General features: G+C 63.6%; 26 protein-coding genes. 12 read left to right on the forward strand and 14 right to left on the reverse strand.

Going from position 1 to position 26,232, the window contains the following annotated elements; translation table 11 throughout:
- Nucleotides 1-185: 185 nt before the first annotated feature.
- The 3 genes from V8J83_RS03425 to V8J83_RS03435 form a co-directional block, all read right to left on the reverse strand.
- Nucleotides 186-2,378, reverse strand: coding sequence for an NADP-dependent isocitrate dehydrogenase (locus tag V8J83_RS03425; RefSeq protein ID WP_339983497.1), 2,193 nt, complete (start codon nucleotides 2,376-2,378; stop codon nucleotides 186-188).
- A gap of 271 nt (nucleotides 2,379-2,649) precedes the next feature.
- On the reverse strand, nucleotides 2,650-2,883 hold the full coding sequence (locus tag V8J83_RS03430) for a hypothetical protein (protein WP_339983499.1): 234 nt from the start codon (nucleotides 2,881-2,883) through the stop codon (nucleotides 2,650-2,652).
- A gap of 6 nt (nucleotides 2,884-2,889) precedes the next feature.
- Nucleotides 2,890-3,543, reverse strand: a complete 654-nt coding sequence (locus V8J83_RS03435; RefSeq protein WP_339983501.1) for an alpha/beta hydrolase — start codon at nucleotides 3,541-3,543, stop codon at nucleotides 2,890-2,892.
- A gap of 193 nt (nucleotides 3,544-3,736) precedes the next feature.
- Here V8J83_RS03435 and iscR point away from each other — a divergent pair, with 193 nt between their 5' ends.
- From iscR to V8J83_RS03485, 10 genes are all read left to right on the forward strand, one after another.
- On the forward strand, nucleotides 3,737-4,195 hold the full coding sequence (gene iscR, locus V8J83_RS03440) for a Fe-S cluster assembly transcriptional regulator IscR (protein ID WP_339983503.1): 459 nt from the start codon (nucleotides 3,737-3,739) through the stop codon (nucleotides 4,193-4,195).
- A 138-nt stretch (nucleotides 4,196-4,333) separates the two neighbouring features.
- A complete protein-coding gene (locus V8J83_RS03445) occupies nucleotides 4,334-5,377 on the forward strand; it encodes a cysteine desulfurase family protein (RefSeq protein WP_339983505.1) in 1,044 nt (347 codons plus the stop codon).
- Nucleotides 5,378-5,426: 49 nt separating this feature from the next.
- Entirely contained in the window at nucleotides 5,427-6,944 is a 1,518-nt protein-coding gene (gene sufB / locus V8J83_RS03450) for a Fe-S cluster assembly protein SufB (RefSeq protein WP_339983507.1), read from the forward strand.
- Between the two features lie 205 nt (nucleotides 6,945-7,149).
- Nucleotides 7,150-7,986, forward strand: coding sequence for an FkbM family methyltransferase (locus V8J83_RS03455; RefSeq protein WP_339983509.1), 837 nt, complete (start codon nucleotides 7,150-7,152; stop codon nucleotides 7,984-7,986).
- Nucleotides 7,983-8,789, forward strand: coding sequence for a polysaccharide pyruvyl transferase family protein (locus V8J83_RS03460; RefSeq protein ID WP_339983512.1), 807 nt, complete (start codon nucleotides 7,983-7,985; stop codon nucleotides 8,787-8,789). Before V8J83_RS03455 ends, V8J83_RS03460 begins: the two co-directional genes overlap by 4 nt.
- Nucleotides 8,782-9,537, forward strand: coding sequence for a Fe-S cluster assembly ATPase SufC (gene sufC, locus V8J83_RS03465; RefSeq protein WP_339983514.1), 756 nt, complete (start codon nucleotides 8,782-8,784; stop codon nucleotides 9,535-9,537). Before V8J83_RS03460 ends, sufC begins: the two co-directional genes overlap by 8 nt.
- The gene (locus tag V8J83_RS03470) at nucleotides 9,537-10,838 is read left to right on the forward strand and encodes a SufB/SufD family protein (RefSeq protein ID WP_339983516.1); all 1,302 of its coding nucleotides are present in this window, start codon (nucleotides 9,537-9,539) and stop codon (nucleotides 10,836-10,838) included. The genes sufC and V8J83_RS03470 overlap by 1 nt, the downstream gene beginning before the upstream one ends.
- Nucleotides 10,839-10,843: 5 nt before the next feature.
- Nucleotides 10,844-11,416: a hypothetical protein gene (locus V8J83_RS03475; RefSeq protein WP_339983518.1), complete on the forward strand. Its 573-nt coding sequence runs from the start codon at nucleotides 10,844-10,846 to the stop codon at nucleotides 11,414-11,416.
- The gene (locus tag V8J83_RS03480) at nucleotides 11,413-12,012 is read left to right on the forward strand and encodes a Yip1 family protein (RefSeq protein WP_339983520.1); all 600 of its coding nucleotides are present in this window, start codon (nucleotides 11,413-11,415) and stop codon (nucleotides 12,010-12,012) included. Before V8J83_RS03475 ends, V8J83_RS03480 begins: the two co-directional genes overlap by 4 nt.
- Nucleotides 12,009-13,232 carry a cysteine desulfurase gene (locus V8J83_RS03485; protein ID WP_339983522.1) on the forward strand — a complete coding sequence of 408 codons (1,224 nt, stop codon included), beginning with the start codon at nucleotides 12,009-12,011 and terminating at the stop codon, nucleotides 13,230-13,232. The genes V8J83_RS03480 and V8J83_RS03485 overlap by 4 nt, the downstream gene beginning before the upstream one ends.
- A gap of 102 nt (nucleotides 13,233-13,334) precedes the next feature.
- Here the strand turns inward: V8J83_RS03485 and V8J83_RS03490 are convergent, their stop codons facing one another.
- The 10 genes from V8J83_RS03490 to mazG all read right to left on the reverse strand — a co-directional run bounded on the left by V8J83_RS03490 (nucleotide 13,335) and on the right by mazG (nucleotide 23,231).
- On the reverse strand, nucleotides 13,335-13,952 hold the full coding sequence (locus V8J83_RS03490; protein ID WP_339983524.1) for a TetR/AcrR family transcriptional regulator: 618 nt from the start codon (nucleotides 13,950-13,952) through the stop codon (nucleotides 13,335-13,337).
- On the reverse strand, nucleotides 13,952-14,839 hold the full coding sequence (gene ppk2, locus V8J83_RS03495) for a polyphosphate kinase 2 (protein WP_339983526.1): 888 nt from the start codon (nucleotides 14,837-14,839) through the stop codon (nucleotides 13,952-13,954). Before ppk2 ends, V8J83_RS03490 begins: the two co-directional genes overlap by 1 nt.
- 71 nt (nucleotides 14,840-14,910) lie before the next feature.
- Nucleotides 14,911-15,855, reverse strand: a complete 945-nt coding sequence (locus tag V8J83_RS03500) for an alpha/beta fold hydrolase (protein WP_339983528.1) — start codon at nucleotides 15,853-15,855, stop codon at nucleotides 14,911-14,913.
- On the reverse strand, nucleotides 15,852-16,793 hold the full coding sequence (locus V8J83_RS03505; RefSeq protein WP_339983530.1) for a homoserine O-succinyltransferase: 942 nt from the start codon (nucleotides 16,791-16,793) through the stop codon (nucleotides 15,852-15,854). Before V8J83_RS03505 ends, V8J83_RS03500 begins: the two co-directional genes overlap by 4 nt.
- A 123-nt stretch (nucleotides 16,794-16,916) precedes the next feature.
- Nucleotides 16,917-18,071: a hypothetical protein gene (locus V8J83_RS03510; RefSeq protein WP_339983532.1), complete on the reverse strand. Its 1,155-nt coding sequence runs from the start codon at nucleotides 18,069-18,071 to the stop codon at nucleotides 16,917-16,919.
- Between the two features lie 206 nt (nucleotides 18,072-18,277).
- Nucleotides 18,278-19,132, reverse strand: a complete 855-nt coding sequence (locus V8J83_RS03515; protein ID WP_339985966.1) for an ATPase — start codon at nucleotides 19,130-19,132, stop codon at nucleotides 18,278-18,280.
- A 27-nt stretch (nucleotides 19,133-19,159) separates the two neighbouring features.
- Entirely contained in the window at nucleotides 19,160-20,077 is a 918-nt protein-coding gene (locus tag V8J83_RS03520; protein WP_339983534.1) for a DMT family transporter, read from the reverse strand.
- A 135-nt stretch (nucleotides 20,078-20,212) separates the two neighbouring features.
- Nucleotides 20,213-21,316, reverse strand: coding sequence for an OmpP1/FadL family transporter (locus tag V8J83_RS03525; RefSeq protein ID WP_339983536.1), 1,104 nt, complete (start codon nucleotides 21,314-21,316; stop codon nucleotides 20,213-20,215).
- 154 nt (nucleotides 21,317-21,470) lie between these two features.
- A complete protein-coding gene (locus V8J83_RS03530; RefSeq protein WP_339983538.1) occupies nucleotides 21,471-22,367 on the reverse strand; it encodes a DMT family transporter in 897 nt (298 codons plus the stop codon).
- A gap of 66 nt (nucleotides 22,368-22,433) precedes the next feature.
- Nucleotides 22,434-23,231, reverse strand: a complete 798-nt coding sequence (gene mazG, locus V8J83_RS03535) for a nucleoside triphosphate pyrophosphohydrolase (protein WP_339983540.1) — start codon at nucleotides 23,229-23,231, stop codon at nucleotides 22,434-22,436.
- Between the two features lie 130 nt (nucleotides 23,232-23,361).
- Between mazG and V8J83_RS03540 the strand changes: the two genes are divergently transcribed.
- Complete coding sequence (locus V8J83_RS03540; protein WP_339983543.1) at nucleotides 23,362-24,522, forward strand: M20 aminoacylase family protein; 1,161 nt, start codon at nucleotides 23,362-23,364, stop codon at nucleotides 24,520-24,522.
- 34 nt (nucleotides 24,523-24,556) lie between these two features.
- Here the strand turns inward: V8J83_RS03540 and V8J83_RS03545 are convergent, their stop codons facing one another.
- Complete coding sequence (locus V8J83_RS03545; RefSeq protein WP_339983545.1) at nucleotides 24,557-25,063, reverse strand: flavin reductase family protein; 507 nt, start codon at nucleotides 25,061-25,063, stop codon at nucleotides 24,557-24,559.
- A gap of 132 nt (nucleotides 25,064-25,195) precedes the next feature.
- Here V8J83_RS03545 and speB point away from each other — a divergent pair, with 132 nt between their 5' ends.
- The gene (gene speB / locus V8J83_RS03550; protein WP_339983547.1) at nucleotides 25,196-26,158 is read left to right on the forward strand and encodes an agmatinase; all 963 of its coding nucleotides are present in this window, start codon (nucleotides 25,196-25,198) and stop codon (nucleotides 26,156-26,158) included.
- Nucleotides 26,159-26,232 lie beyond the last annotated feature (74 nt).

Raw genomic sequence — 26,232 nt, forward strand, 5'->3', positions numbered from 1 at the left:
CAATTGGCTGGTGTCTGCGCGCGAGCATGGGGTTGGAGTGTTCTGCGGAGACGCGGTTCAGGGTCAGGTCTGCCCTGAACGCGCGTAATCGAACGTGTTCCCAGGCGTGGGGCGATCAAGGACAAGCGGCCATGGGCCGTCGCGTGGCGCGATCCTTGACAGCCCCAAGACACGGGGCGCGCGGGCTAGCCGATGATGCGGTTAAGCGTGGCCGAGGGGCGCATGACCGCCGCGAGTTTGTCATCGGTGTTCATGTAATAGCCGCCGGTATCGGCCGCAGCGCCCGCGCTGGTGTCGAGCTCTGCGATGATGGTGGCCTCACTGTCCGCCAGCGCCTTGGCCATGGGGGCGAATTCCGCCGCAAGGTCGGCATCGGGGCCGTTTGCCAGCGCCTCGGCCCAATAGCGGGCGAACCAATAATGGCTGTCGCGGTTGTCGGGCAGGCCAAGTTTGCGCCCGGGCGAGCGGTTGTCGTCGAGGATGCCTTGGGTGGCTTGTTCCACCGCGTCGCCGAGCACCTGCGCCTTGGCGTTGCCGCGCGCGTCGGCGAGGAACTTGAAGCTTTCGCCCAGGGCGCAGAATTCGCCGAGGCTGTCCCAGCGGAGGTGATTTTCGCCGTGCAATTGTTGGACGTGCTTGGGCGCGGAGCCGCCCGCGCCGGTCTCGAACAGCCCGCCGCCCTGCATCAGCTTCACGATCGACAGCATCTTGGCCGAGGTCGCCAATTCAAGGATCGGGAACAGGTCGGTGAGGTAATCGCGCAGCACGTTGCCGGTGATCGCGATGGTGTTTTCGCCCTTGGTGATGGTCTCAAGCGAGGCGCGGGTGGCCTCACGCGGGGCCATGATCTCGAATTTATCCGCAACGCCAGCGGCTTCCAGGATCGGCTTCACGTAGGCAATGAGCTGTGCGTCATGGGCGCGGTTTTCATCCAGCCAGAAGATCGAGCGGAACCCGGTCGCCTTCTGCCGCGAGATGGCCAGTTGCACCCAGTCTTCGATGGGCGCCTTGCGGGCGGAGGCCGAGCGCCAGATATCGCCCTTTGCGACATCGTGGGAGTGCAGGATCGTGCCATCGTCGAGGATCATCTTGACGGTCCCCGCCTCGGGCATCTCGAAGGTGGTGGGGTGGGAGCCGTATTCCTCGGCCTTCTGCGCCATCAGGCCAAGGTTTTGCACGGTGCCTGCGGTGGCAGGGTCAAGCGCGCCGTTGGCTTTGAAGAACTTGATCGTCTCGTCATAGACGGGCGCGTAGGAATTGTCGGGGATCACGCAGACCGCGTCGGCCTCGGCCCCGTCCGGGCCCCATCCTTTGCCACCGGCCCGGATTAGCGCGGGCATGGAGGCGTCGATGATGACGTCGGAGGGGACATGCAGGTTGGTGATGCCCTTGTCGCTGTCGACCATGTACATCGGGGGGCGGTCGGCCATGCAGGCGTCGATGGCGGACATGATTTCCGAATGTCCGTTCACACGTTCCAGCAGGTCGCCGAGGCCGGAATTGGGGTTCACGCCAAGCGCGGCCATTTCATCGCCGAATTGCTCGAAGACGGGCGCGAGGAAGGTTTTGACGGCGTGGCCGAAGATGATCGGATCCGACACCTTCATCATGGTGGCCTTCATGTGCAGCGAAAACAGGACACCTTCGGCTTTGGTCTTTTCGATCTCGGCGGCGAGAAACGCGTCGAGCGCGGCGGCCGACATGTAGGTGGCGTCGACCACGGTGCCGGCGGGGTAGGTGAGACCGTCTTTGAGCGTCGTGGTGCCGGAGGCGGTTTCGAGCACGATCTTGGCGCCGGTGGCCTTGGGCAGGGTCGCGGAGACCTCGTTGGAGAAGAAATCCCCGCCCGACATGGCGGCAACGCGCGTCTTGCTGTCTGCGGTCCATTTGCCCATGCGGTGTGGGTTCGACTGTGCATAGGATTTGACGGCGGCGGCGGCGCGGCGGTCGGAATTGCCTTCGCGCAGGACCGGGTTCACGGCGGATCCCTTGATGCCGTCATATTTCGCGCGGATCGCCTTTTCGGCGTCGGTTTGCGGGTTTTCCGGGTAGTCGGGGAGCGCGTAGCCCTTGGCCTGCAACTCTTCGATGGCTGCGACGAGTTGCGGGACCGAGGCGGAGATGTTGGGCAGCTTGATGACGTTGGCGTCGGGGGTTTTGACCAGCTCACCCAAGGCGGCGAGGTCATCGGGGATGCGTTGATCTTGGCTGAGGTGCTCGGGGAAGGTCGCCAGGATGCGGCCCGCCAGCGAGATGTCCTTGGTGCCCACCGTGATGCCCGCGGCCGAGGCGAAACGCTGGATGATCGGCAGGAGCGAGGCGGAGGCCAGCTCGGGCGCTTCGTCAACTTTGGTGTAGATGATGTCTGGGGTGGTCATTGGAGGCCCTCCGGTCCGGGGTAGGAGAATTTGCGCCCGTCTTAACGGAGGCAGGGCGGTCTGGGAAGGGGGTATACGATGGTATACCGCGAGGCGCGGTGTCGCGGGTGAGCATCAGGGCAGAGTTCGAGAAAAGTGTGTGCTCGTTCCGGATCCGGCGGGGCCTGCGCCCTACGTTTTGAGGGCCACGCAAGGGATTGCGGCCTGTATCCACAGGGCGTTTGTGATGATATAGTATTAGATTACAGCGTCTTGCCGGACGACGCTCACCCTAGGATGGCGGCGGCGCGGTGATCACGGCAAGCTTTTCCTGCAGAAGACGGCGGGCGCGGCGCTCGGCGACGAGTGTGCGCACGGCGGTGCGGAACAGCTCTTCGGTGGTGGGGGAGGACGCGCCGACGGATTTTGCAATCGTCTCGGTCAGGGTCTCGTCGCCAAGCTTGTCAGCGGCGTCCACTGTGTCGATTGCGAGTTGTTCGGCAAGCTCTTGGGCAAGGCGGCTCATGTCGGTTTACCGTGTGTTTTCAGTCAGGCGGCGGCGGACGTAGGTCTGCACATGGTCTATCATCGGATCCATGGCGGGGTCTTCGAAGAAATGGCCCGCGCCCTCCATCTCCTCATGGGTGATCGTGATGCCCTTCTGCTCGTGCAGCTTGTCGACGAGAATGCGGGTGTCTTGCGGTTTGGCCACCCGGTCGGCGGTGCCATTGATGATCAGGCCCGAGGACGGGCAGGGGGCGAGGAACGAGAAGTCGTACATGTTGGCGGGCGGCGAGACCGAGATGAAGCCGGTGATCTCGGGACGGCGCATCAAAAGTTGCATGCCGATCCAGGCACCGAAAGAGAAACCGGCGACCCAGCAATGCTTGGAATTGGGGTTCATTGACTGCAGGTAATCGAGCGCGCTCGCGGCATCCGAGAGCTCGCCGATCCCCTGATCGTATTCGCCTTGCGAGCGGCCCACGCCCCGGAAATTGAACCGCAGCACGGTGAAGCCCATCTGATGGAAAGCGTAGTGCAGATTGTAGACGACGCGATTGTTCATCGTGCCGCCGAACTGAGGATGCGGGTGCAGGATGATCGCGATCGGAGCGTCTTTGGCCTTCTGGGGGTGATAGCGGCCTTCGAGCCGGCCTTCGGGTCCGGGGAAAATGACCTCGGGCATCCTGTCTCCTTCGTGTGTCTTCGCGTGCTCGGGACCTGGGCGGCTTTCTTGACGGGCCGCCTGAGTGTCCTTAGAACGATTCCAAATTGGGGCGCGTACGTCCGCTGCGCCCCAAAGTTATCCGCAGTTAAGCGGGAGGGCCGCAAAGGTCAATCGGAAGGGCGGGTTGCGCCCTTGTTTTTCGGGGGTGACGATGAAACTGAGCACCAAGGGGCGCTATGCGATGGTGGCGATGGCCGACCTTGCGCTACAGCCCGAAGACGCCCTGACGCCGTTGTCGGAATTGTCCAAGCGGCAGGACATCTCTTTGCCGTATCTCGAACAGCTCTTCGTTAAGCTGCGCCGGGCCGATCTGGTGACGTCGGTGCGTGGGCCCGGCGGAGGCTACAAGCTGGCGCGCATGGCCAGCGATATCCGCGTGGTGGAGATTTTCGAGGCGGTCGATGAGACGGTCTCGGCGCTGCACACCGGGGCGGGGGCCTCGGGCGGGGCGTCGGGCAGCCGAGCACAAAGCCTGACCAACCGGTTGTGGGAAGGGTTCTCGGCCCATGTCTATGTGTTCCTGCATCAGACGCGATTGTCGGATGTGGTGAAGAACGATCTTGTGCCGTGCCCGGCGGTGCCGAACCTGTTTGAGTTGGTGGATGAGTAGCGCGCGGGGTCGTGCGTGTCGCGGGCGGGGGCGCGACATGGCGTGGCCTGTGCGGGTTGAGGCTGCGGAGCCTCCGGCGGGAGTATTTTTGAAACAAGGAAGCGGGGGCGCGTTTTGTGGCGGGCCGGGGAGCGTGGTGTGAGGGCGCGGGTCTATCTTGATTGGAATGCGACCGCCCCGCTGAGGCGGGAGGCGCGGGACGCGATGGGGGCGGCTATGGATATCTTGGGCAATCCGTCGTCTGTCCATGCGGAAGGGCGCGCGGCCAAGGCGATGATGGAGCGCGCGCGCGCGCAGGTGGCCGAGGCCTTGGGCGCGCAGGCGGCGGATGTAGTGTTTGTGTCGGGCGCGACCGAGGCGGCCGGTTTGGCGATGGCGGGGCGCGGGCTGTCGGTGGCCGGGGTGGAGCATGACGCGGTGCTGGCCTGGGGCGCGCAGGATCTGGCGGTGTCGCGGGACGGGATCGTGGCGGTGCCGGAGCCGGGGCGCGCCTGCGTGCAGGTGGCCAATTCCGAGACCGGTGTGATGCAGAAGATGCCCGCGGGGCTGGCCGTGAGCGATTGGACGCAGGGCTTTGGCAAGGTGCCGTTGGCGTTTGATTGGTCGGGGGTGGAGATGGTGTTCGTGTCGGCCCACAAGATCGGCGGGCCCAAGGGGGTCGGCGCGTTGGTGATGAAGCGCGGGCTTGATGTTGAGGCGCGCATTCGCGGCGGCGGGCAGGAGTTGGGGCGACGCCATGGGACCGAGAACCTGATCGGGATTGCCGGATTTGGGGCCGCAGCCGAGGCGGCAGCGCAAGATTTGGGGCGGGGCGTCTGGGCCGAGGTGGAAAAACTTAGAAATATTCTAGAAGGTGCTCTGGAAGCCGGCGCACAATCGACTATTTTTGTCGGGAAAGGCGCGGACAGGTTGCCGAACACGTCGATGTTCCTCACCGAAGGGTGGAAGGGTGAGACGCAGGTGATGGCGATGGATCTGGCAGGGTTTGCTGTCTCGGCGGGCTCGGCCTGTTCGAGCGGCAAGGTCAAGGCATCGGGCGTGTTGCGCGCGATGGGGTATTCGGAGGCCGAGGCGGGATGCGCGTTGCGCGTGTCGTTGGGGCCGGAGACGACGGAGGCGGAGGTCATGGCGTTTTGCGACGCGTGGCTTGGCGCCCGAAGAAAGAAATTGGCCCCCGCCTGAGGGGGGCTTGCAGGAAACTGGCGCAAGTGTCGCCGCAGGAGGGTTTGAGATGAGCGCGATGGAGACCGATGTGGCCGTCAAGGATGGCGTCGATCAGGACACTGTGGATGCGGTCAAGGATCTGGGCGGCAAGTACAAATACGGTTGGAACACCGACGAGATCGAGATGGAATACGCGCCCAAGGGCGTAAACGAGGATATCGTCCGCCTGATCAGCGAAAAGAACGGCGAGCCGGAATGGATGCTGGATTGGCGTCTGCAGGCCTTCAAACGCTGGAAGCAGATGCAGGAGCCCGAGTGGGCGATGGTCGATTACCCGAAGATCGACTATCAGGATCAGTATTACTACGCGCGCCCCAAGAGCATGGAGGAAAAGCCGAAATCGTTGGATGAGGTCGATCCCAAGCTGTTGGAAACCTACAAAAAGCTGGGGATTCCGCTGAAGGAGCAGGCGCTTCTGGCCGGTGTGGAGCCGGGGCCGGAGGATCGCAAGGTGGCGGTCGATGCGGTCTTTGACTCTGTGTCCGTAGGCACGACGTTCAAGGCGGAGCTGGCCAAGGCGGGCGTGATCTTCTGCTCGATCAGCGAGGCAATCAAGGATCACCCGGATCTGGTGAAGAAATACCTCGGCTCGGTCGTGCCGATCACCGACAATTTCTTTGCCACGCTCAACAGTGCGGTCTTCTCGGACGGCTCGTTCGTCTACATTCCGCCCGGCGTGAAATGCCCGATGGAATTGAGCACCTATTTCCGGATCAATGCGGAGAACACGGGCCAGTTCGAGCGCACGCTGATCATCGCGGACAAGGAGTCCTACGTCTCTTACCTCGAAGGTTGCACCGCGCCGATGCGCGACACCCACCAATTGCATGCGGCAGTTGTCGAATTGGTCGCGCTGGACGATGCGGAGATCAAGTATTCGACCGTGCAGAACTGGTTTCCGGGCGATGAGAACGGCAAGGGCGGTATCTACAATTTCGTCACCAAGCGCGCCGATTGCCGGGGGGATCGGTCAAAGGTGATGTGGACGCAGGTGGAGACGGGATCGGCGGTGACGTGGAAATATCCGTCCTGCATCCTGCGCGGCGACGACAGCCAGGGGGAATTCTACTCCATCGCGATTGCCAACAACATGCAGCAGGCCGATACCGGCACGAAAATGGTGCATCTGGGCAAGCGCACGAAGAGCCGGATCGTGTCCAAGGGGATCAGCGCGGGCAAGGCGCAGAACACCTACCGCGGGCTGGTGTCGATGCATCCCAAGGCCAAGGATAGCCGCAATTACACGCAATGCGACAGTCTTCTGATCGGTGACAAATGCGGGGCGCACACGGTGCCGTATATCGAGGTGAAGAATAATTCGTCGCGGGTGGAGCATGAGGCGACGACATCCAAGGTCGACGATGATCAGATGTTCTACTGCCAGTCGCGCGGCATGGACGAGGAAGAAGCCGTCGCGCTTATCGTGAACGGGTTCGCGCGCGAAGTGTTGCAGGCCCTTCCGATGGAATTCGCCATGGAAGCGCAGCAGCTTGTGGCGATTTCGCTGGAAGGGTCGGTGGGCTGATCCATGCCACTGCGCCGGATCATAATGGGCGTGGCCGGTCTTTCGTTGTTGCTGGCAGTTGTGCTTGCCACGGGAACCGGGACCCTCGGAGCACTTGATCCGACATTATGGGGCACAGGTACCGCAGAAGCGGCCTATTGCCATCGCTTCTCTTGGCTTGGACGCCCCATTTGCTGAGAACAAAGACCAAGATTGATTCCATGATATGCACTTCCAGACATGCTATCGGCCGACCCGGATGGGGGGCATGCGCGTGATCCACGACGCCCTCCATACTGCCTATGGCACTTGCCAAAGCGATGCCGTTTTGGCGCGTTTGCTCAGTGCGGACGTGGAGGATCTGGCGTCCGTGGGTGTGACGGAGTGCGAGATCGAGGGGCAGGCGGTCCACTTCGCGACCGATATGGAGCGCGACCCCATTCAGCGCACGCACCGCAACGGCGCGTTTTTCGAGCCGGAAGAACTGGCCCTGATACGCCAGCATTTGCCGTCGGGCGGTACGTTTCTGGATATCGGGGCCAACGTGGGCAATCATAGCCTCTTCGCCGGGCTGTTTTGTGGCGCGGGTCGGATTATTCCGTTCGAACCCAATCCTTTAGCCTATCGTTTGCTGGTTTTGAACCTTGTGATGAACGATCTGCACGGCCGCACGACGTTCGATTATGTGGGCTTCGGCGCGTCCGATGTGGACGCCGAAGGGTTCGCCATGTCCGAGCGGCGCAAGAACCTTGGCGCGGCGCGGATGATGCCGGGGCAGGGCGGCATCGCGACCCTGCGTCCCGATGATTTCCTGTCCAACGAGACGCCAGATTTCATCAAGATCGACGTCGAGGGGATGGAGATGGAGGTCTTGCGGGGCCTGTCCAAGACCATCAAACGTATGCGCCCCGTGCTTCTGGTCGAGGTCGACCGCGGCAATATCCACGACTTCGCCGATTGGCGGCTGGCCCATGGTTTCGCGCTGCCGGCGTCGGTCAAGCATTATCCGGAAAACCGCAATTTCCTTTGCGTGCCGGAAGAGCGGATGGAGACGCGCGCATGACACCGCCGCTGCGCCTTTACTATTGGCCCGCGCCGAATTTCGGCGATGCGTTGAGCCACCTGATCGTGGAGCATGTGTCGGGCCGTAAGGTCGAACAGGTGCGCCCGAAACAGGCGGAGCTCTTTGCCTTGGGGTCCCTGATGCATGTGATCGCCAAGCATTGGACCGATCACAGCCGGGGCGAGGGGCCGATCTTGTGGGGGACGGGGGTGCTCAACCCGTTCATGCGCAAGGAGTTTCTTGAAAACGTGCGCGTGCGTCTGCTGCGGGGGCCGATCACGGCGGCGTTTTTGCGCCTGAAGGTGACGGAGTTCGGCGATCCCGGGCTTCTGGCGGATGCGGCCATCGGGCCCGCGCCCGCGCGGCGGGACCGCATCGCAATCGTGCCGCATCACAGCCAGATGGACGACCCGCGGTTCGCGCAGATGGTGGCCGATGATCCGGCGCTGCACCTGATCGACGTGCGTGGTGATCCGGTGACGGTCTGCCGAGAGATCGCGGCCTCGGCCCATGTGTTTTCGGCCAGCCTGCACGGGTTGATCGTCGCCGATGCCTACGGCGTGGCGAACACCTGGTTGGACCCCGAAGACCAGGGCCGTCTGAAATACCACGATTATGCCGCATCCATCGGGCGCGACATGACCTATCCCACTGAAATCGCGGATCTTCCTGCGGCGGCGCGTGCCGTCAAGGACCGCCCGATTCCCTACAAAGAAGGTATCGAGCGTTGCCGCGAGAGCCTTTTGCGCCATTTCCCGGCAGAGCTGCGCGCTGCCCAACCTGATGAGGTATCCCATGCTTGAGATCAAAGGCCTGGCCGTAAAACTGGAAGAAGAAGACAAGCAGATCCTGAAGGGCGTCGACCTGAGCGTCGAGGCCGGCAAGGTGCACGCGATCATGGGGCCAAACGGCTCGGGCAAGTCGACCTTGTCCTACGTGTTGTCGGGGCGCGACGGCTATGAGGTCACCGGCGGGGCGGCGACGCTGGAGGGGGCAGACCTGCTGGATATGGACCCCGAAGAGCGCGCGGCGGCGGGCCTGTTCCTGGCGTTCCAATACCCGGTCGAGATCCCCGGCGTGGGCAACATGACCTTCCTGCGCACGGCGCTCAACGCGCAGCGCAAGGCACGTGGCGAGGACGAGATCAGCGCGGGCGATTTCCTCAAGCTGATCCGCGCCAAGGCGAAGGATCTCAAGATCGACGCGGACATGTTGAAGCGTCCGGTCAATGTGGGCTTCTCGGGCGGCGAGAAAAAGCGCAACGAGATCCTGCAGATGGCGATGCTTGAGCCGAAGATGTGCATTCTGGATGAGACGGATTCCGGCCTCGACGTGGACGCGATGAAGCTGGTCTCCGAAGGGGTCAACGCGCTGCGCGATGCGGGGCGTGGGTTCCTTGTGATCACGCATTATCAACGGCTGCTCGACCACATCAAACCCGATGTCGTGCACATCATGGCCGATGGCCGCATCGTGAAAACCGGCGGCCCGGAACTGGCCCTTGAGGTCGAGAAGAACGGCTATGCCGATATCCTGGCGGAGGTGGCGTAATGGCGGCCCCTGCTGCGAAAATGGATGCGACCGAGGCGCGGATTGCCGCGCTGTCCATGCCCGACGGCGCGACCTGGGCGCAGGAGGCGCGCAAGGCCGCGCTGGCCCGCGTGCGTGAGATGGGTCTGCCGACGCGGCGCGATGAGTATTGGCGCTACACCGACCCTGCGAGCCTGGTACAGGCCAGCGCGCCGCGCGCCGCGATCTTCGATGACCGTGACGAGCCGCCGGTGTTCGGCGATATCGACAAGCTGAACATCGTGTTTGTCGATGGCGTGTTCGACGCCGACCGCTCTGATCCGCTGGAAATGGCGGGGTTGGAGATCGAGCGTCTGTCCGATGCGATGTCCACCGACATCCACTGGGCGCGTGATCTGTATGGCGTGCGGGAGACGGCGGGTCAGGACCCTGTGGCGCGGCCCCTGGCGGCGCTCAACACCGCATTTGCCACCGATGGCGTGGTGATCCGCGCAACCGGCAGGGCGGCCAAGCCGGTGTGCTTCATCTACCTGCACCGCGACGAAACCTCGGACGCGATCCTGCACCATCTGGTGAAGGTCGAGCCGGGCGCCGAGGTCACGATTCTGGAGCTCGGGCCAGCGGCGGCGCGCTTCAACAAATGCATGGAGATCGACGTGGCCGACACCGGCGCGTTCCACCATGTCCGCGCGCAGGGCCGTGACCACGAACGCCGGGCTGCGACGCATATGTTTGGCCGGGTCGGGGCGGAGTCCTTGTACAAGAGCTTCACGCTGACCGCGAATGGTGTGATGACACGCAATGAGCATGTCATTGAAATCGTGGGGGATAATTGCTCGGCCCATGTGGCCGGGGCCGCCTTGGGCGATGCCAAGGGCGCGCCGTTCCACCATGACGACACGGTCTTCGTGACCCATGATGCCGTCGGCTGCGAAAGTCGCCAGGTGTATAAGAAGGTGCTGCGCAACGGGGCCGAGGGCGTGTTTCAAGGCAAGATTCTTGTCAAAGAAGGCGCGCAGAAAACCGATGGCTATCAGATCAGCCAATCGCTCCTTCTCGATGACGACAGCTCGTTCCAGGCCAAGCCAGAGCTGGAAATCTACGCCGATGATGTGGCCTGTTCACATGGCTCGACCACCGGCGCGATTGACGAGACGGCGTTGTTCTACCTGCGCTCGCGCGGCGTGCCCACCGATATCGCGACGGACCTTCTGGTGGTGGCGTTCCTGGCCGAAGCGATTGACGAAATCGACAGTGAGGATCTGCGCGATGACATTACCGCGCGGCTGATGCACTGGCTGGAGCGGCGCAGGCAGGGCTGAAGCGAATGGCACTTGTCCCCGATATCGTCGGCTCCTACAGGCGCCCGCGCCCGGTGTTTTCCGGGTTGCTGGCGCGTGGGGCCGACGAAAAGACGGGTCTGGTGTTCCTGCTTCTGGCGATGGCCATGGGCTTCGTGTCGCAATTGCCCGGCGTCTCGCGCCGCGCAAACCTGCCCGACCCGGAGTTCGAGGCCGCGATCGCCGCCGAACGCAACGATGTGCGTCCGATCGAGGGCGTCGAAGTGCCCGCGGGCATGGTGGATGCCAAATTCGACGCGCTGTTGTCGGCGGAAATCATGGTCTGGTTCCTGATCCTGCCGCTGGTGTTTTATGGGGTGGCGATGATTGGTCATCTGATCGCAAAGCTGCTCGGCGGCAAACCGGACACCACGGCTTCGCGGCTGGCGTTGTTCTGGGCGTTGGTGGTGGCGGTGCCGCTCAAGCTGTTCCACGGGCTGGTTTTCGGCATGATCGGGCCGGGTCCGGCGCTGAGCGTTGTGGGCTTCATGTGGTTCGCGGTGTTGATGTGGAACTGGACGATGAACCTGCGCGTCGCGGGATGGGAGGGGCCGAGATGAGTGATCTGTTGCGGCTTCCGGTCCTGATGGAAATGGTGCGCCAGACAGTTTCGGACCCGTCCGAAGGCGCTGAGGCGATCCTGCGCCTTGGCCTGCCGCGCGCGGCACTTTGGTTGGCGTTTTCGCTGATGATCGTGCTGTCGATGATCCTCGGGATTTTGGTCATGTTGGCGCTTGGCCCGCCCGAAGACGGCCCGCTGACGGGGCAATCGCCCGTGGTCCTTGGCCTTTTGCAGGGCGCGTTCCTGTTCCTCGGCGTGCACGCGATCGTCCGTATCGGGCACATCTTCGGCGGCACCGGCGGGTTCGACGGCGCGCTGGCGCTGGTGACCTGGCTGCAGTTCATCTTCATCGTCTTGCAAGTCGTGCAATTGGTGTTTGCCCTTGTTGTCCCGCCCTTGGCCGGCATCGTCTCGTTGCTCGCGATTGCCCTGTTTTTCTGGCTTCTGAGCCACTTCATCACTGTGCTCCACGGCTTTACTTCGGTCGGTCAGGTCTTCCTGATGACGCTGCTGAGCTTTTTGGGCATCCTTTTCACCCTCAGCCTGGTCCTGACCCTGCTTGGGATCGGGCTTCCGACGGAACCATCGATATGAGCTATGACATCCATGCGATCCGCGCCGATTTCCCCATCCTCGCCCGCGAGGTGAACGGCAAACCGCTGGTCTATCTCGACAATGGCGCCTCGGCGCAAAAACCGCAGGTGGTGATCGACGCCATCACGCAGGCCTACGCACAGGAATATTCCAACGTGCACCGCGGCCTGCATTACCTCAGCAACCTCGCGACCGAGAAATATGAGGGCGTGCGCGGCACGATTGCGCGGTTCCTCGGCGCGAAGGATGAGGATGAGATTGTCTTCACCTCCGGCACCACCGAGGGGATCAACCTTGTGGCCTACGGATGGGCCATGCCCCGGATGCAGGCAGGCGACGAGATCATCCTGACCATTGCCGAGCATCACGCCAATATCGTGCCGTGGCATTTTCTGCGCGAGCGGCAGGGCGTGAAGCTGGTGTGGGTCGATGTGGATGCCAATGGCGATCTGGATCCGCAGGCGGTGATCGACGCGATGGGCCCGAAAACCCGGCTGATCGCCATGAGCCACATGTCCAACGTGCTTGGCACCGTCTTTGACGTCAAAACCGTGGTCGAGGCGGCCCATGCGCGCGACATCCCGGTGCTTGTCGATGGATCACAGGCGGCGGTGCATATGCCGGTTGACGTGGAAGAGATCGGCGCCGATTTCTACGCGATCACCGGCCACAAGCTTTATGGCCCGAGCGGGTCGGGCGCGATCCATATCCGCAAGGACCGCATGGCCGAGATGCGCCCGTTCCTGGGCGGCGGCGACATGATCCGCGAGGTGCACCGCGATGCGGTCACCTGGAATGATCCGCCGATGAAGTTCGAGGCCGGCACACCGGGTATCGTGCAACAGATCGGGCTTGGCGTCGCGCTGGACTACATGATGGGCGTCGGCATGGACAGGATCGCCGCCCATGAGGCCGAGCTTGCGGGCTATGCAAAGGACCGGCTCGAGGGGCTGAACTGGCTGCAATTGCAGGGGAAGTCCGCCGGAAAGGGTGCGATTTTCAGCTTCACGCTTGAGGGCGCGGCCCATGCCCATGACATCTCGACAGTACTCGACAAGAAGGGCGTCGCAGTGCGCGCGGGCCACCATTGCGCGCAGCCGTTGATGGAACATATGGGTGTGAACGCCACCGCCCGCGCCAGCTTCGGGATGTACAACACCAAGGCCGAGGTTGATGTGCTGGTCGACGCGCTGGAGCTGTGCCACGAGCTGTTTGCGTAACTCGCGCCACTTGCGCGCAGCGCGTCCTTCTTTGCTGTAAAAATAAATCCGCCCGAGGCAATCCCACGGCAGGCCAGGGACGCGACATTCGCCGCTGACGCGCTACCCATCCGCCTCGATCAACCCAAGCCCCCGCAGGTAGATGCCGATCCCGGCCTCCAGCAGGTCTTCGGGCGGGAACGGCGCGTTGGCTCCGGGGCGCCCGCGCGCGAACAACTCCACCACACCGTGGCTCATCGCCCAGATATGGGCCGAGAACATCGACGGGGGCGGGCGTTTTTCGGGTGGAATATGCGCCGACAGCGCCTCTGCTGCGCGTTCCAGGACGTCGCGCGATTTGTTCGCCGCTGCGGCCAGTTCGGGCGTTGCGTTGGCCGATGTGCCGCTTTCGAACATCGCCATGTAGTGACCGGGAAACTTGCGCGCAAAGGCGAGGTAAGCCCGGCCCGTGGCCTCGAAGGCCGTCAGTGCCGAGGGTTGCCCACCGTTGAACGCATGGGCCATGAGGTCGGCGAAAATCTCGTGCCCCTGCCGCGCGCATTCCGCGATCAGATCCTCGCGCCCCTCGAAATGGCGATACACCGCCGCCGGGGTCACGCCCGCGTTCTTCGCGGCCTCCGACAGGGTGAAGCCCGTCGGTCCCTTCGTCTCGATCAGGCGCAGGGCCGCATCGACCAGGGCCTGTTTGAGGTTGCCGTGATGGTAGCCGCGTTTTGGCATTACCGCGTCACATGTCCGGGATCGGACCAGATCTCGGGCCCGCCGGTGATCTCGGGATCGGGCGCGCCGGTCACATCGCTGTCCTTGCCGTCATACTCCAGCCCCTGCAGCACCGCACGGATCACCGCCAGTCGCGCCCGGCGTTTGTCGTCGGAGCGGATGATCGTCCAGGGCGCGGCGGTGGTGTGCGAACGCTCCAGCGTCTCGGCAATCGCCTCGGAATAGGCGTCCCATTTCTGCAGGCCGTCGACATCGATCCAGCTCAGCTTCCATTGCTTGAGCGGATCCCCCTCCCGGTCGAGAAACCGGCGCAATTGCTCGGCCCGCCCGACATTCAGCCAGATCTTCGTCAGGTGGATCCCGTCCTGCACAAGGGTGCTTTCAAAGCCGGGCAGTTGGGCAAAGAACGTTTCGCGCTGCGCGTCCGTGCAGAAGTCAAAAACCTGCTCCACAACTCCGCGATTGTACCAGCTTCGATCAAACAGGCGGATTTCGCCGGCGGCGGGCAAGTGCTTGATATAGCGTTGGAAATACCATTGTCCGGCCTCGCGCTCGGTCGGTTTCGATAGCGCCACAACACCCGCCGCGCGGGGGTTGAGGTTCTCGCGCATGCGCTTGATGGCGCCGCCCTTGCCGGCCGCGTCGCGCCCCTCGAACACCACCGCCACGCGCGCGCCGCTCTCGCGCACCCAGGCCAGCATCTTCACCAATTCGATCTGCAGCGCGGCCAGATCCTCTTCATACGCACCCTTCTCCATCCGCTTGCCATAGGGATAGGACGGGTCGAGCACGCGGTTCTTCTTGGCCGCCTTGATCTGATCGCGCACCCAATCGGGGGCGAGGTCGTCGAAATAGGCGCTGATTGCGCCGACATGGCTGTTGCTCATGGCTTGCCCGCCTCTCAAGGCCCGGTCTGACCGGGAATGTTATTGCCTATTACATTAGGCATTGCGGGCGCTTAACGCAAACCCGATACGGCATGCAACCGGTCGATGGCCTGGCTGAGCGCTTGCGGATCGGCATGTTGGGGCATGTGGCCGATCCCCTCCATCACCACAAGATTGGCGCCGGGGATGGCCTGCGCGAGGGGCTCGGAATGGATGTGGAGCGGCACGGTCAGGTCGGCGTCGCCATGCAGGATCTCGGTCGGCACTTCGATCTCGCCATAGCGCGGCGCCATGGCTTCGATCTGCGGCAGCAAATTCGCGCGTTGCTGCGCATTTTCCAGAAGCGAAAAGCGGCGCAGAGTCAGGCCGGGACCAAAGTGCGCCACATAGCCATCGGGCGCGTCTTGCGGCGCGAACACCGCCTCGACACTGCGCGCGACATAGCTTTCGGGCACCCAGGCGGTGATCAGGTTGGCCAGGACCGGCCCGCTGATCGGATGCGACAGCAGCGTGTAATAGAGGCCTGTTCCGGTGTCCCACGGATGCGACGCCCCGGCCAGAACCAGCAAGCCCGACACTGCGTCGGGCCGTTCCAGCGCCCAGGCCAGCGCCACCGCACCGCCGTAGGAATGGCCCACAACGATGGGCCGCTCGGCCCCCAACGCCGCCGCCGCATCGGCCAGCAAGCGCGCCTGATCGGCGGCCTGGGCGTTGCGCCCGATCATATCCGTATAGCCAAGGCCCGGACGGTCGAAGGCGATCACGCGGTAGCGGTCGCTGAGCCGGGCCACCATGTCGAAGGTCCAGTCGTTCACATTGCCGGACGCGCCGTGGATCAGAACCACGCTCGGCCCGGACCCTGCCTCGACGTAATGCACGCGGGTGCCATTGACCTCGACGAATTGGCCCGCGGGCGGATGCTCGGCCCGTGCGGCGCGTTCGTGGGCAGCGGCGCGCCAAAGCGTGACAATCGCGACCCCGGTGAGGAGGACCAAGATCCCAAGAAGGAATTTCATTTCCGCAAATCCGTGCTCGCCAGACCGATCTGATCCATGTCGTAGGGGGTGGTCAGATAGAGCTCGGAGACCCAGTTGCCATAGAGCAGATGCGCATGGCTGCGCCATCGGTTCATCGGAGCGCGGCGCGGGTCGTCGGCGGGGTAGTAATTCACCGGCACGTTGATCGGCGTGCCCGCATCGACGTCGCGGTCATATTCCTGCTTCAGCGTATCGCTGTCGTATTCGAAATGGTTGAACACGTAGAGCGCACGATGCGCTGTATCCTCGACCAGCGCCGGGCCCACGTCATCGGACGCGACCAGCGTCTTGAGGCCCGCGCCTTCCATCTCGGCCTGTCGCATTTCGGTCCAGCGGCTGACGGGCATCACCACCTCGTCGGAAAAGCCCCGCAGATAGGGCGAGGCGGGCGCGATGTTGCGGTGCCGGAAGCAGCCGAAGGCCTTCGCCTCCAACATGTGTTTCGCGATGCCATGGAAATGATAGGCCATCGCCATGCCGCCCCAGCAGATGCCGAAGGTCGAATGCACATGGGTCTGCGTCCAGTCCATCACCCGGGTCAGCTCGTCCCAATAGGTGACATCTTCAAAGGCGAGGTGCTCGATCGGCGCACCGGTGATCAGGAGGCCGTCGAACTTTTCGCCCGTCGCCTCGACCTCCGCGAAGGGTCGGTAGAATGCCTCCATATGTTCGGACGAGGTGTTCTTGGTCTCATGCTCGGACATGCGGATCAGCGAAAACTCCACCTGCAACGGCGTCGCCCCGATCAGGCGCGCGAATTGCGTCTCGGTCTGGATCTTCTTCGGCATCAGGTTCAACAGCCCGATGCGCAGGGGGCGGATGTCCTGTTTCGACGCGCTGTCCTCGGGCATGACCATGACCCCCTCGCGGGCGAGGATGTCATAGGCGGGCAGGCTGTCGGGCAGTTTGATCGGCATCGCGTGGGTCCGGTGCGTCTTCGGGACGGGAACCCGTCAGATAATCGGAACGCGACCCGACAACAAGAAGCCCCCGCGCTTGGGCGGGGGCGTGTCACGGTCTTGTCAGGGAAGGGCGAGTGTTCAGGCGCTGGCCCGCGCGCGGGCCCGACGGCGCAGACCCACCAACATGCCACCCGCGGCAATCAGGAGCCAACCGCCAGCAGGCAGCGGCACGGGGGCCGGGGCGGCGTTGACGGAGAGGTTGAGCGCCCCGGGAAATGACGCAAAGACATAGTTTTGTTCGAACATGTATTCCATCTCGAAGATGAACGTCCCAAGCCCGGCGACTTCGCATCGCTGATAGAGGGTTGGGCTTCCCGAGCGCAGGCATGCGTCATATCCCGCCGCCATCGCGGACGACAGGTCCATGAAGGGGAGCGACCGGTCAAAAATATCGCGGCGGTCGCCTGCGGCGCTGATGGTCAGCGACACAAGATCGGTCAATTGCCCAAGCTCGCTTGGGTCGAGGTCCAACGAGACGGGGCCATCGTCGAGCAAATAATAATGGTGACCGCCGAGTTGCACCGGCTCAAAAGGACGCGACACGTCCAGATGTGTCGAAGCATCAACGCTTACGACGGATCCATCCGCCCGTTCGCCGGTAAACCGCAAATCGTCGTCGATCATTGCAAAGGCCATGGATTCCGCGCTCAGCGACGACCCTTGTTCGGGTTGAAAATATCCGAAGAGTAACTCGTGCGAGCGCCCAAACGTTCTGAAGTCCATGCCATCGAGTGAAAAGGACGCGCCATCGGGGCGGGTCACATTCATGAAGCTGAACGCACCCTCGCAACACCCGGTATCGCTCATGTACAAGTCACTGAACGACATATTGTAGTTTTGCATATCGCCCGCGATATCCGCGTCGAATGCGACGTCGAACCCACTTTCCTGCCAGACTTCTACACGACGACCGTATTGATTAGATTGGCTGTAGGGATCAAATCGCCGGTTGGGATCAAACGCGGCCAGCGCCCCGTTGCTTTCGTCAAACGTGATCCGCGCAGGCACTGGCCCGGAGCTGCTTGCGGACGCGGATGCGCCGGGGCCGCTTGCACTGGCGCTGGCGGAGGTGGTGGTGCCGTTCGGGCCCGAGGACGCGCTGGCACTGGCGCTTGAATTGCTGCTGGCCGTGGAGATGGCGTTGAATTCAACCGTTGTCGCATGGAGCGGTGCCGCGGCAAGCACGGCGGTTGTGACAGCAATGGACGAAAAAAGACGTGCGCGTCGGGCCATGAATTACTTACTCCACCTGGAAATTAACCTTCTGTTAAGAAATTGCACGCATAGCGTGTGGCGATCAAGCAATTCCTTAACAAAGCGTTAATTTATCGCAATTCCGGTTAACGAATTGGCCAAGGCTTGTCGAAAAAGCCTGGAGGCCGGTTTTCGAGGCGGATTTTCGCGCTGTTCGACCGGCCAAAAAGACCCCGATCCCTGCCTCAGCGTTGTGCTGCGGCGATCATCTCGATGGCATCTTTGGCATCGCGCACGGCTTCGACCTGCGCGGCCGTCACGCTGACGCCCCAGTTGCGCGCCATCGCGGCGTAGATTGGCGCGCGATGGTGGATCACCTTGGAAAAGGCATGCACCGCGAAGGCGTCGGGATCGACCTGCGCTTCGCTCAGCCCATGTTCCCGCAGGTAATCGTGCCAAAGCGTGTCGAGCAGGGCAGGCTGGTAATAAATCGGCTTCGGGTTGCTTTGGAAACGGCGGATCAATTCGGCCTCGTGGCCCTCGGGGCTTTCGATCCAGACCATGAGGCATTGCGCCGACAAGGCGCTCAGCACCTCGTCCTCGGGATCGGCTGGATCCACGACCTCGCAGATGGACCCGCCGGTGTCGCAGACGAAATTCGGATAGCCGTAAAGCTCGCGCGCGCGGTGAATGAACGGCGCGGTATCCAGCAATGCGTTCACCTCGGCACGGCGGTGCAGGGCCTGGCGGCGCTTGTATTCCGCAAACGGCAGCCCGCCCTTGGCCGGATCGCCGGGTTTGCCGAGATAGGTCGAAAGCGGTGCGAGATTGTCGAAGGTGATATTGGAGCCGATATAAATGGAATCCGAGCGGAATAATTCCGCCAGATAGGGCACCTGCATCGCCTGCCGTTTGAGATTGTCGGTGATATGTTCGCCCATATAGGCGGTGCCGATGCGGTAATCGATCGAGTAATGAAACCAATCGCCCTGCGCGCGCAGCCGCGAGGCGAGAACGGTTTTCCCAAGCCCGGACATACCAAAGACCGCGATCCGTTTCTCGGGTGCGGTGCGCAGTTCGGCGGGGCTTTTGTAGAGCAAGCTCATGGGCGGAGGCTTGCCACGCAGTCAGGTTTTGCGCAAGCGCCCGAGCGCAAGCGCGGGCAGGCGTCCGTCCAGGATGATCAGCCCCAGCGCCAGCAGCGCGAAGCCCGCAAACGCCTGCGGCGCCAACCGTTCGCCCAGGACCAGGGCGCCGAGAACGATGGCCACCGGCGGGATCAGAAGCGTCACGATCATCGCATTTCCCGACCCCGCCAGCGCGATGATCCTGTAGTAAAGCAGGTACGCAATCGCCGTGCCGACGATCCCGAAATATACAATCGCAGCCCAGGTCTGGGGCAGGGTGGGGACCTGCGGGGGGCCGTCGATGATCACCGCCACCGGCACGATGATCAGGCTGGCGCCGGTCAACATGCCTGCCGCCGAGACCTGCGGGCTCAACCCTGCCATGGTCTTGCGCGCCCAGGCGGCGGCAAGGGCATAGGAGATCGTGCCCCCGATCACCGCCAGTTGCGCCAGGCTTCGGATGTCGAACTGCCGGAAGCTCTCCAGCCCGATGGCCACGGCCACCCCGAAGAACGCCACCAATACGCCCAACGCCTTGCGCGGTGTCAGGCGTTCGTCGGCAAAGACGGCTGCCGCGACCAAGACGCCGAAAATGGCCGTGCCCGCGTTGAAGATCGAGGTCAGCCCGGTTTCGATAAATTGCTGCCCCCACGCCATGAGGCCGAAAGGGATGACGTTGTTGAGCAGCCCCATGACCGCAAACGCTCCCCAGATGCGCGGATCACGCGGGATCGCAAGCCGCCGCAGCAGGACATAGATCCACAGGATCAGACAGGCCCAGATCACGCGATGCGCCACAAGCGTCAGGAACGGGAGTTCCTCCAGCCCGATCTTGATCGCCAGGAACGACGCCCCCCAGATCGCGCCGAGCGCGGCCATCAGGGTCCAGGCGTGCGTGCTGACGGAGGTTTGGGTCATGGCTGCGGTCTAGGGCGATGGGCGGCGGGACGCGACCCGAAACCTGCGGGATGGGTGCGGGAGGCGGTCCGGTCAAAGAAAAAAACCCCGCGCGCCGGGTGGCGGGCGGGGTTTTCCGAATGCGGGTCTTGTGGCTCAGAAGCTGTAGCCGACGCGGAGGCCAAATCCGAAGGCGCTGTTGTCTTCGAATTCGTTGAACACGGCCGACGTGGTGGCATCGCCAAGGATCGAGTAGTTGATGCCACCGGTCAGGGTGATCTGATCGTTGACGTCGTACACACCGGCGAGCGACAGGCCAAGCAAACCATCCGTGGGCGCAAGGTTGGAGGCGTCTTCGCCATCCCCCGCCTCATAGGTGATACGGCCCACGAGCGCGAGGTCGTCCGTCACGCGCCGTGCCCCGCCGACCATCCAGGTAAAGACGTCATCGCTGCTGATCACGCCAAGCGCCGATTGGGTCGGAATGTCGGCCTCGGACCAATCGGTCCAGCGCACCGAGCCCATCACCAACGTGCCTTCCGCGACACCCGTCTGGAACGCCACTTCAAGCGATTGCGGCAGCGAATAGGACGTCGTGGCGGCGGCCGGGCCAAGTGCGGTCGGCGCGATCGAGGACACGATGTCGTTTTCGTGGTCCGTGGCCGAGTTGTAGGTCACGGTGCCGCGCAGGGCGATCTCGGGGATCTCGTAGGCGGCGCCAATCGTGTAGCCCCATGCACCATCGGATTCGTAATCCAGCGTCTGATCGGCGGCGATTGGGGCGGGTCCGACGTTGCCGCCTGCGATCAGGTTGATTTCGGCGCTCATCACGACATAGCGCAGGCCGCCGTAGATGCTGATGTTCTCGGTCGCCTGGTAGCGCAGGTAGGCCGCCGCCGACACGCCGCTCAGCGTGGCGTTGAAGTTGCGGAACGGGAAGCCTGCGGCGGCGTCTTCGTAGCTGATGTCCGCGCCGAACGCGTCGTCATAGACAAAGGCCAGCGAAAGCTGATCGGTCAGGTCGGTGCGGTAGGCGAAGCCGAAGGTCGTGAAGTCTTCGGTCATGTTGCCCGACGACAGGGTTCCCGCGGCGTTGGTGCCGGAAACCTCGGGGCGCACGGCGCTGAAGCTGATCTCGGCGTAATCGCCATCTTCGAACAGCGGCGAGATGTTGAAGCCGTTGCGGTCGATGCCGCCGGCAGCTGCGATGGATGTGGTGGCCAGCAGCGCTGCGGCTGCGGTGATGGTGTAACGGGTCATGAATGCCTCCCCGACGTAATGTCCCAATCTCTCTTGCCCTCATCTAAGGCTGGAAAGGGCGGGCCCGGTCAATTCTTCCGCAACGTCAGACCGCCCGTGGCGCGCAGGTAGCGGAGGCCTGTGTCAAAGAAGTGACACAATCGGCAACGGCGCGTTAACGGATGATCGCGCGGCTGCGGCGATGTTCGGTCAGGATGTTGACGTAATTCGCCCCGAAGATCAGCGCGGCCCCCAGAACCACCGTCCATTCCAGCGGCTCCCCGTAGAGCACAAAGGCCAATCCGCCGATCACCGGCAGGCGGATGAAATCGATGGGCATCACCACCGATGCAGGCGCCAGCGCAATCGCACTGGTCAGGCTGAAATGCGCCACAAGCCCCGACACCGCCACCACCACGACCCAGGACCACGCGCTCAGCGCGGGCCAGGCCATCGCCCCATCGTACAGGCAAAACGCCAGACCCAGGGCCAGCTGGATCGCCGTCAGCCAGAACAGGATGCAGGTGATGGATTGGTCGCGCGTCAGCCGTTTGGTGAAGATCGCTGTGATCGCAAAGGCCAAGGCCGCACTCGCCGCCGCCACCATGCCACCCGACAGAGGGGCCGTGCCGGGCTGCACCACGATTAGCACGCCGATGAACCCCGCCAGGCCCGCCAGCCCCTTCACCCAGGTCAACCGCTCGCCGAGAAACACGGCCGCAAGCACCATCACCCAAAGCGGCGAGGTGAATTCCAACGCGAACACCTGGCTTAGCGGGATCACCCCAACCGCCCAAAACCACAGGTTCTGGCCGGTGAAATGGAACACGTTGCGCAGGGTGTGATCGCGCATCCGGTTCATCCTGATCTGCGACAGCGTTCCCGCCGCGGCCCCAATCACCAGCACCAGAACCATGCCGATGGCCGAACGGTAGGTCATCAATTCGAACGTGCTCAGCTCGGTCGACAATTCCCGCCCGGCAATCGCCATCGACGAAAACGCCACCACCGCGCCGGTCATCCAAAGGGCGGCAAGGGGGACATTGGATGGGGGGGCGGCAGGCGCGGACATGGGGGCACTCTATCTGCGCAGCCGCCACTGACCAGTGCCAAAGCGCGCCGCCGGTTGAAATGCGCGCTAAAGCCCGTCGCGCTTGGCGGCGTCCCAAAGCGCGTCCATCTCATCAAGCGTGCTGCGCTCGGGGCTGCTGCCACGGTCGGCCAGCGCGCGTTCGATATATTCGAACCGGCGCACGAATTTCGCATTCGCCCCGCGCAGCGCCACCTCCGGGTCGACCTTCAGGTGCCGCGCAAGGTTGGCCATCACGAACAACAGATCCCCCATTTCCTCGGCGATCTTCTCCTGCGGCAGGTGCGCACGCGCCTCGGCCAATTCGCGCGCCTCCTCGGAAATCTTGTCCAGGACCTGCCCGATCTCGGGCCAATCGAACCCGACCCGGCCCGCGCGTTTTTGCAGCTTTTCCGCCCGCATCAACGCCGGCAGGCCCAGCGCCACATCGTCCAGCACGCCGCCTTTCGCCTTGGCCGCACGTTCGGCGGCCTTCACACTTTCCCAATCGGCCACCTGCTGTTCGGCGGATTTCGCGTTGCTCTCATTGCCGAAGACATGCGGGTGGCGCGCGATCATCTTGTCGCCGATGGCGCGCGCGATGTCGTCGAAATCGAACAGGCCCGCATCCTGTGCCATTTGGGCGTGGAACACCGACTGGAACAACAAATCGCCCAGCTCGCCTTTCAATTCCTCCATATCGCCGCGCTCGATCGCGTCTGCGACCTCATAGGCCTCTTCGATCGTGTAGGGCGCAATGGAGGCGAATGTCTGCGCCACGTCCCAGGGGCAGCCATGCTCGCGGTCGCGCAGCCGCGCCATGATCGCGCGCAGACGGTCCATCGGGTCTTGGGGCAGATCATGCATGCAAGCGTGATGCGCCATGGCAAAGGCCGGGGCAAGTGGATTTCCGGGCGGCGGTGCAGTTGCATCCCGAGCCGCGCGGCGTGATGGTGCAGGCGTCGGTAACCGTACCCCCGCCCACAGGAGTCTTGTCATGCCCGTCATCAATTCCATCGCCGCCATGGCCGACGACCTCAAGACCTGGCGGCGGCACCTGCATACGATCCCCGAGCTGGAATTCGACTGCCACCAAACCGCGGCCTTCGTGGTCGCGCGGCTGCGCGACTTCGGCATCTCCGCGATCCACGAGGGCATCGCCACAACCGGCGTCGTGGCCATCATCGACAGCGGGCGACCCGGGCCCACCATTGGCCTGCGCGCCGATATGGACGCGCTCCCGATGCAGGAGGTCACCGGCGTGGACTATGCCTCGACGATCCCCGGCCGCATGCACGCCTGTGGCCATGATGGGCATACGACGATGCTTCTGGGGGCCGCGAAATACCTTTCGGAGACCAAGAATTTCTCGGGCCGCGTCGCGCTCCTGTTCCAACCCGCCGAAGAAGAGGGCGGCGGCGCCGAGGTGATGGTGCGCGAGGGCGTGATGGACCGCTTTGGCATCACGCGCGTCTTTGGCCTGCACAATGTGCCCGGCGCGCCTTTCGGGCAGATCTTCACCCGCCCCGGTCCGATCATGGCCGCCGTCGATACGTTCGACATCCGCCTGACCGGGCGCGGCGGGCATGGCGCGTATCCGCAGGATTGCCTCGATCCGATCCCCCCCGCGCTCGCGATCGCGCAGGCCATGTCGACCATCGTGTCACGCAACCATCGCCCCTCGGACGAACTGGTGATTTCCGTCACCCAGATCCATGCGGGCTCGGCCAGCAATATCATCCCCGAAGAGGCCATGGTGAACGGCACCGTGCGCACCTTCGACCCGGACGTGCAGGATATGGTCGAACGGCGCATCGGCGAAATCGTGGCAGGGACGGCGGCGGCCTATGGCGTGGAGGCGGTGCTGAGCTATGAGCGCGGCTATCCCGCGACGGTCAATGATGCCGAGCAAGTCGCCTTTGCCGCCGATGTCGCGCGCGGTGTGATGGGCGCGGAGCATGTTGTGGCCGATGCCGGCGCCGAGATGGGGGCCGAAGATTTCGCCTACATGCTGCAGGAGCGCCCCGGCGCTTATGTGTTTCTCGGCACCGGCGCGGGCGCGGGCCTCCATCATCCGGCGTTCGATTTCAACGACGATATCGCGCCCATGGGGGCAAGCTATCTGGCCAAGCTGGTCGAGACGGCCCAACCCGCCTGAACCTCGCCCGCCCGAACGCCGCCCGCCCGAACGCTCAATGGGCCTCCGCGCGCAGGTATCGCCGCATCCCGTAAAGCAGCGGATCGCCATCGGGGCTCACGCGCACCGCTTCGACCGCGCCGATGCAGATGTGGTGCGTGCCGTGCCGTTCGGCCGAGATCAGGCGGCAATCAAAGCTTACCAACGCCTCCGTCAGCCCCGGCGCGCCGGTGTCCATCACCGCCACCTTGACCGCGTTGAACTTGTCGCCACCCGGCGGCGGCCTGCGCGAGGAAAACACATCGGCAATATCCGTCTGCCCCAGGCGCAACACATTGATGCAGAAGCACTTGTTCTCCAGAACCAGCGGCAGCGCCGAGGATGACGCGTTCAGACACGTCAGCATCGTCGGCGCTTCGCCATCGGCCGAGATCGACGTCATCGCCGACACCGTCACCCCGCCACGCCCCGCAGGCCCATCCGTGGTCACCACCGACACGGAGGCCGCGGCCCGGCTCATACCTTCGAGAAATTCAGCCTTCAGATCGTCACAACTGCCCATAAACCTGCCCTTTGTTCGCGCGCCCACCGTATCACGCAGGGGCCTCGCGCGCACAAGATGGATCAATTCCCGCTTTCGTCCCGGGAAATCTGCGGTGTAGCAAGGCATACACAGCGCGGGAGGACGCAGCACATGGCATTGGAAGACGCAAAGACCGAGGTCGACGGGGCCTTCACGCGGCCCGATCTCAAGGGTGCGGCCTTTGAAAACACCTTCTCGGGGGCCACTTCGTTCCTGCGGCGGCGCTATACCAAGGACCTCGCGGGCGTCGATGTCGCGATCACCGGCATCCCCTTCGATCAGGCCGTCACCAATCGCCCCGGCACCCGCCTTGGCCCCCGTGCGATCCGCGAAGCCTCCGCGCTGCAACCCTATGATCCGCCCTATGGCTGGGACGGATATTCCCCGCTCGACGCGCTTGCCATCGCGGATTACGGCGACATGGCCTTCGATTATGCGCACACACCCGATGTCCCCGCCCGGATCAAAGCGCATATCGCCACCATCCTGAACGCTGGCGCCGCCGCGATCACGCTCGGCGGCGATCATTCCATCACGCTGCCCATCCTGCGGGCCCATGCCGCCGTCCATGGCCCGCTCTCCCTGATCCAAGTGGACGCCCATACCGACACATGGCCCGATGACGACGCGGCCCGCATCGACCACGGCACGTTTTGCTACACGGCTGTGCAGGAAGGCCTGATCGACGTCGCGCGCTCCTCGCATATCGGCATCCGCACCGTCGTCGAAGACAACCTCGGCATCCATATCCACGACGCGCGCGAGGTCCATGAGACAGGCCCCGCCGCCGTGGCCCAGGCCGCCAAGGCCCGCGCGGGCGACGCGCCCGTCTACCTCTCTTTCGATATCGACGGTCTCGATCCGGCCTTTGCACCGGGCACCGGCACGCCGGTCTGGGGCGGGCTCAGCTCGGGGCAGGCCGCGATCCTCCTGCGCGAACTGGCGGGCATCAATCTGGTCGGCGGCGACGTGGTCGAAGTTTCTCCGCCCTTCGACACCGCGGCGATCACCGCCGTTGCGGGCGCCCATGTCGCGATGGAGCTTTTGTGCCTCTGGGGCTGGACCCGGCGTTAACCAATGCACGCGCAAATGCGGTGGACCGGACCCGTCCCATGCCGTAGTCTCAGGCCCAGCAGACCGCACCAAGA

Source organism: Gymnodinialimonas ulvae, assembly GCF_037543845.1.
GTDB classification, from domain to species: Bacteria; Pseudomonadota; Alphaproteobacteria; order Rhodobacterales; family Rhodobacteraceae; genus Gymnodinialimonas; species Gymnodinialimonas ulvae.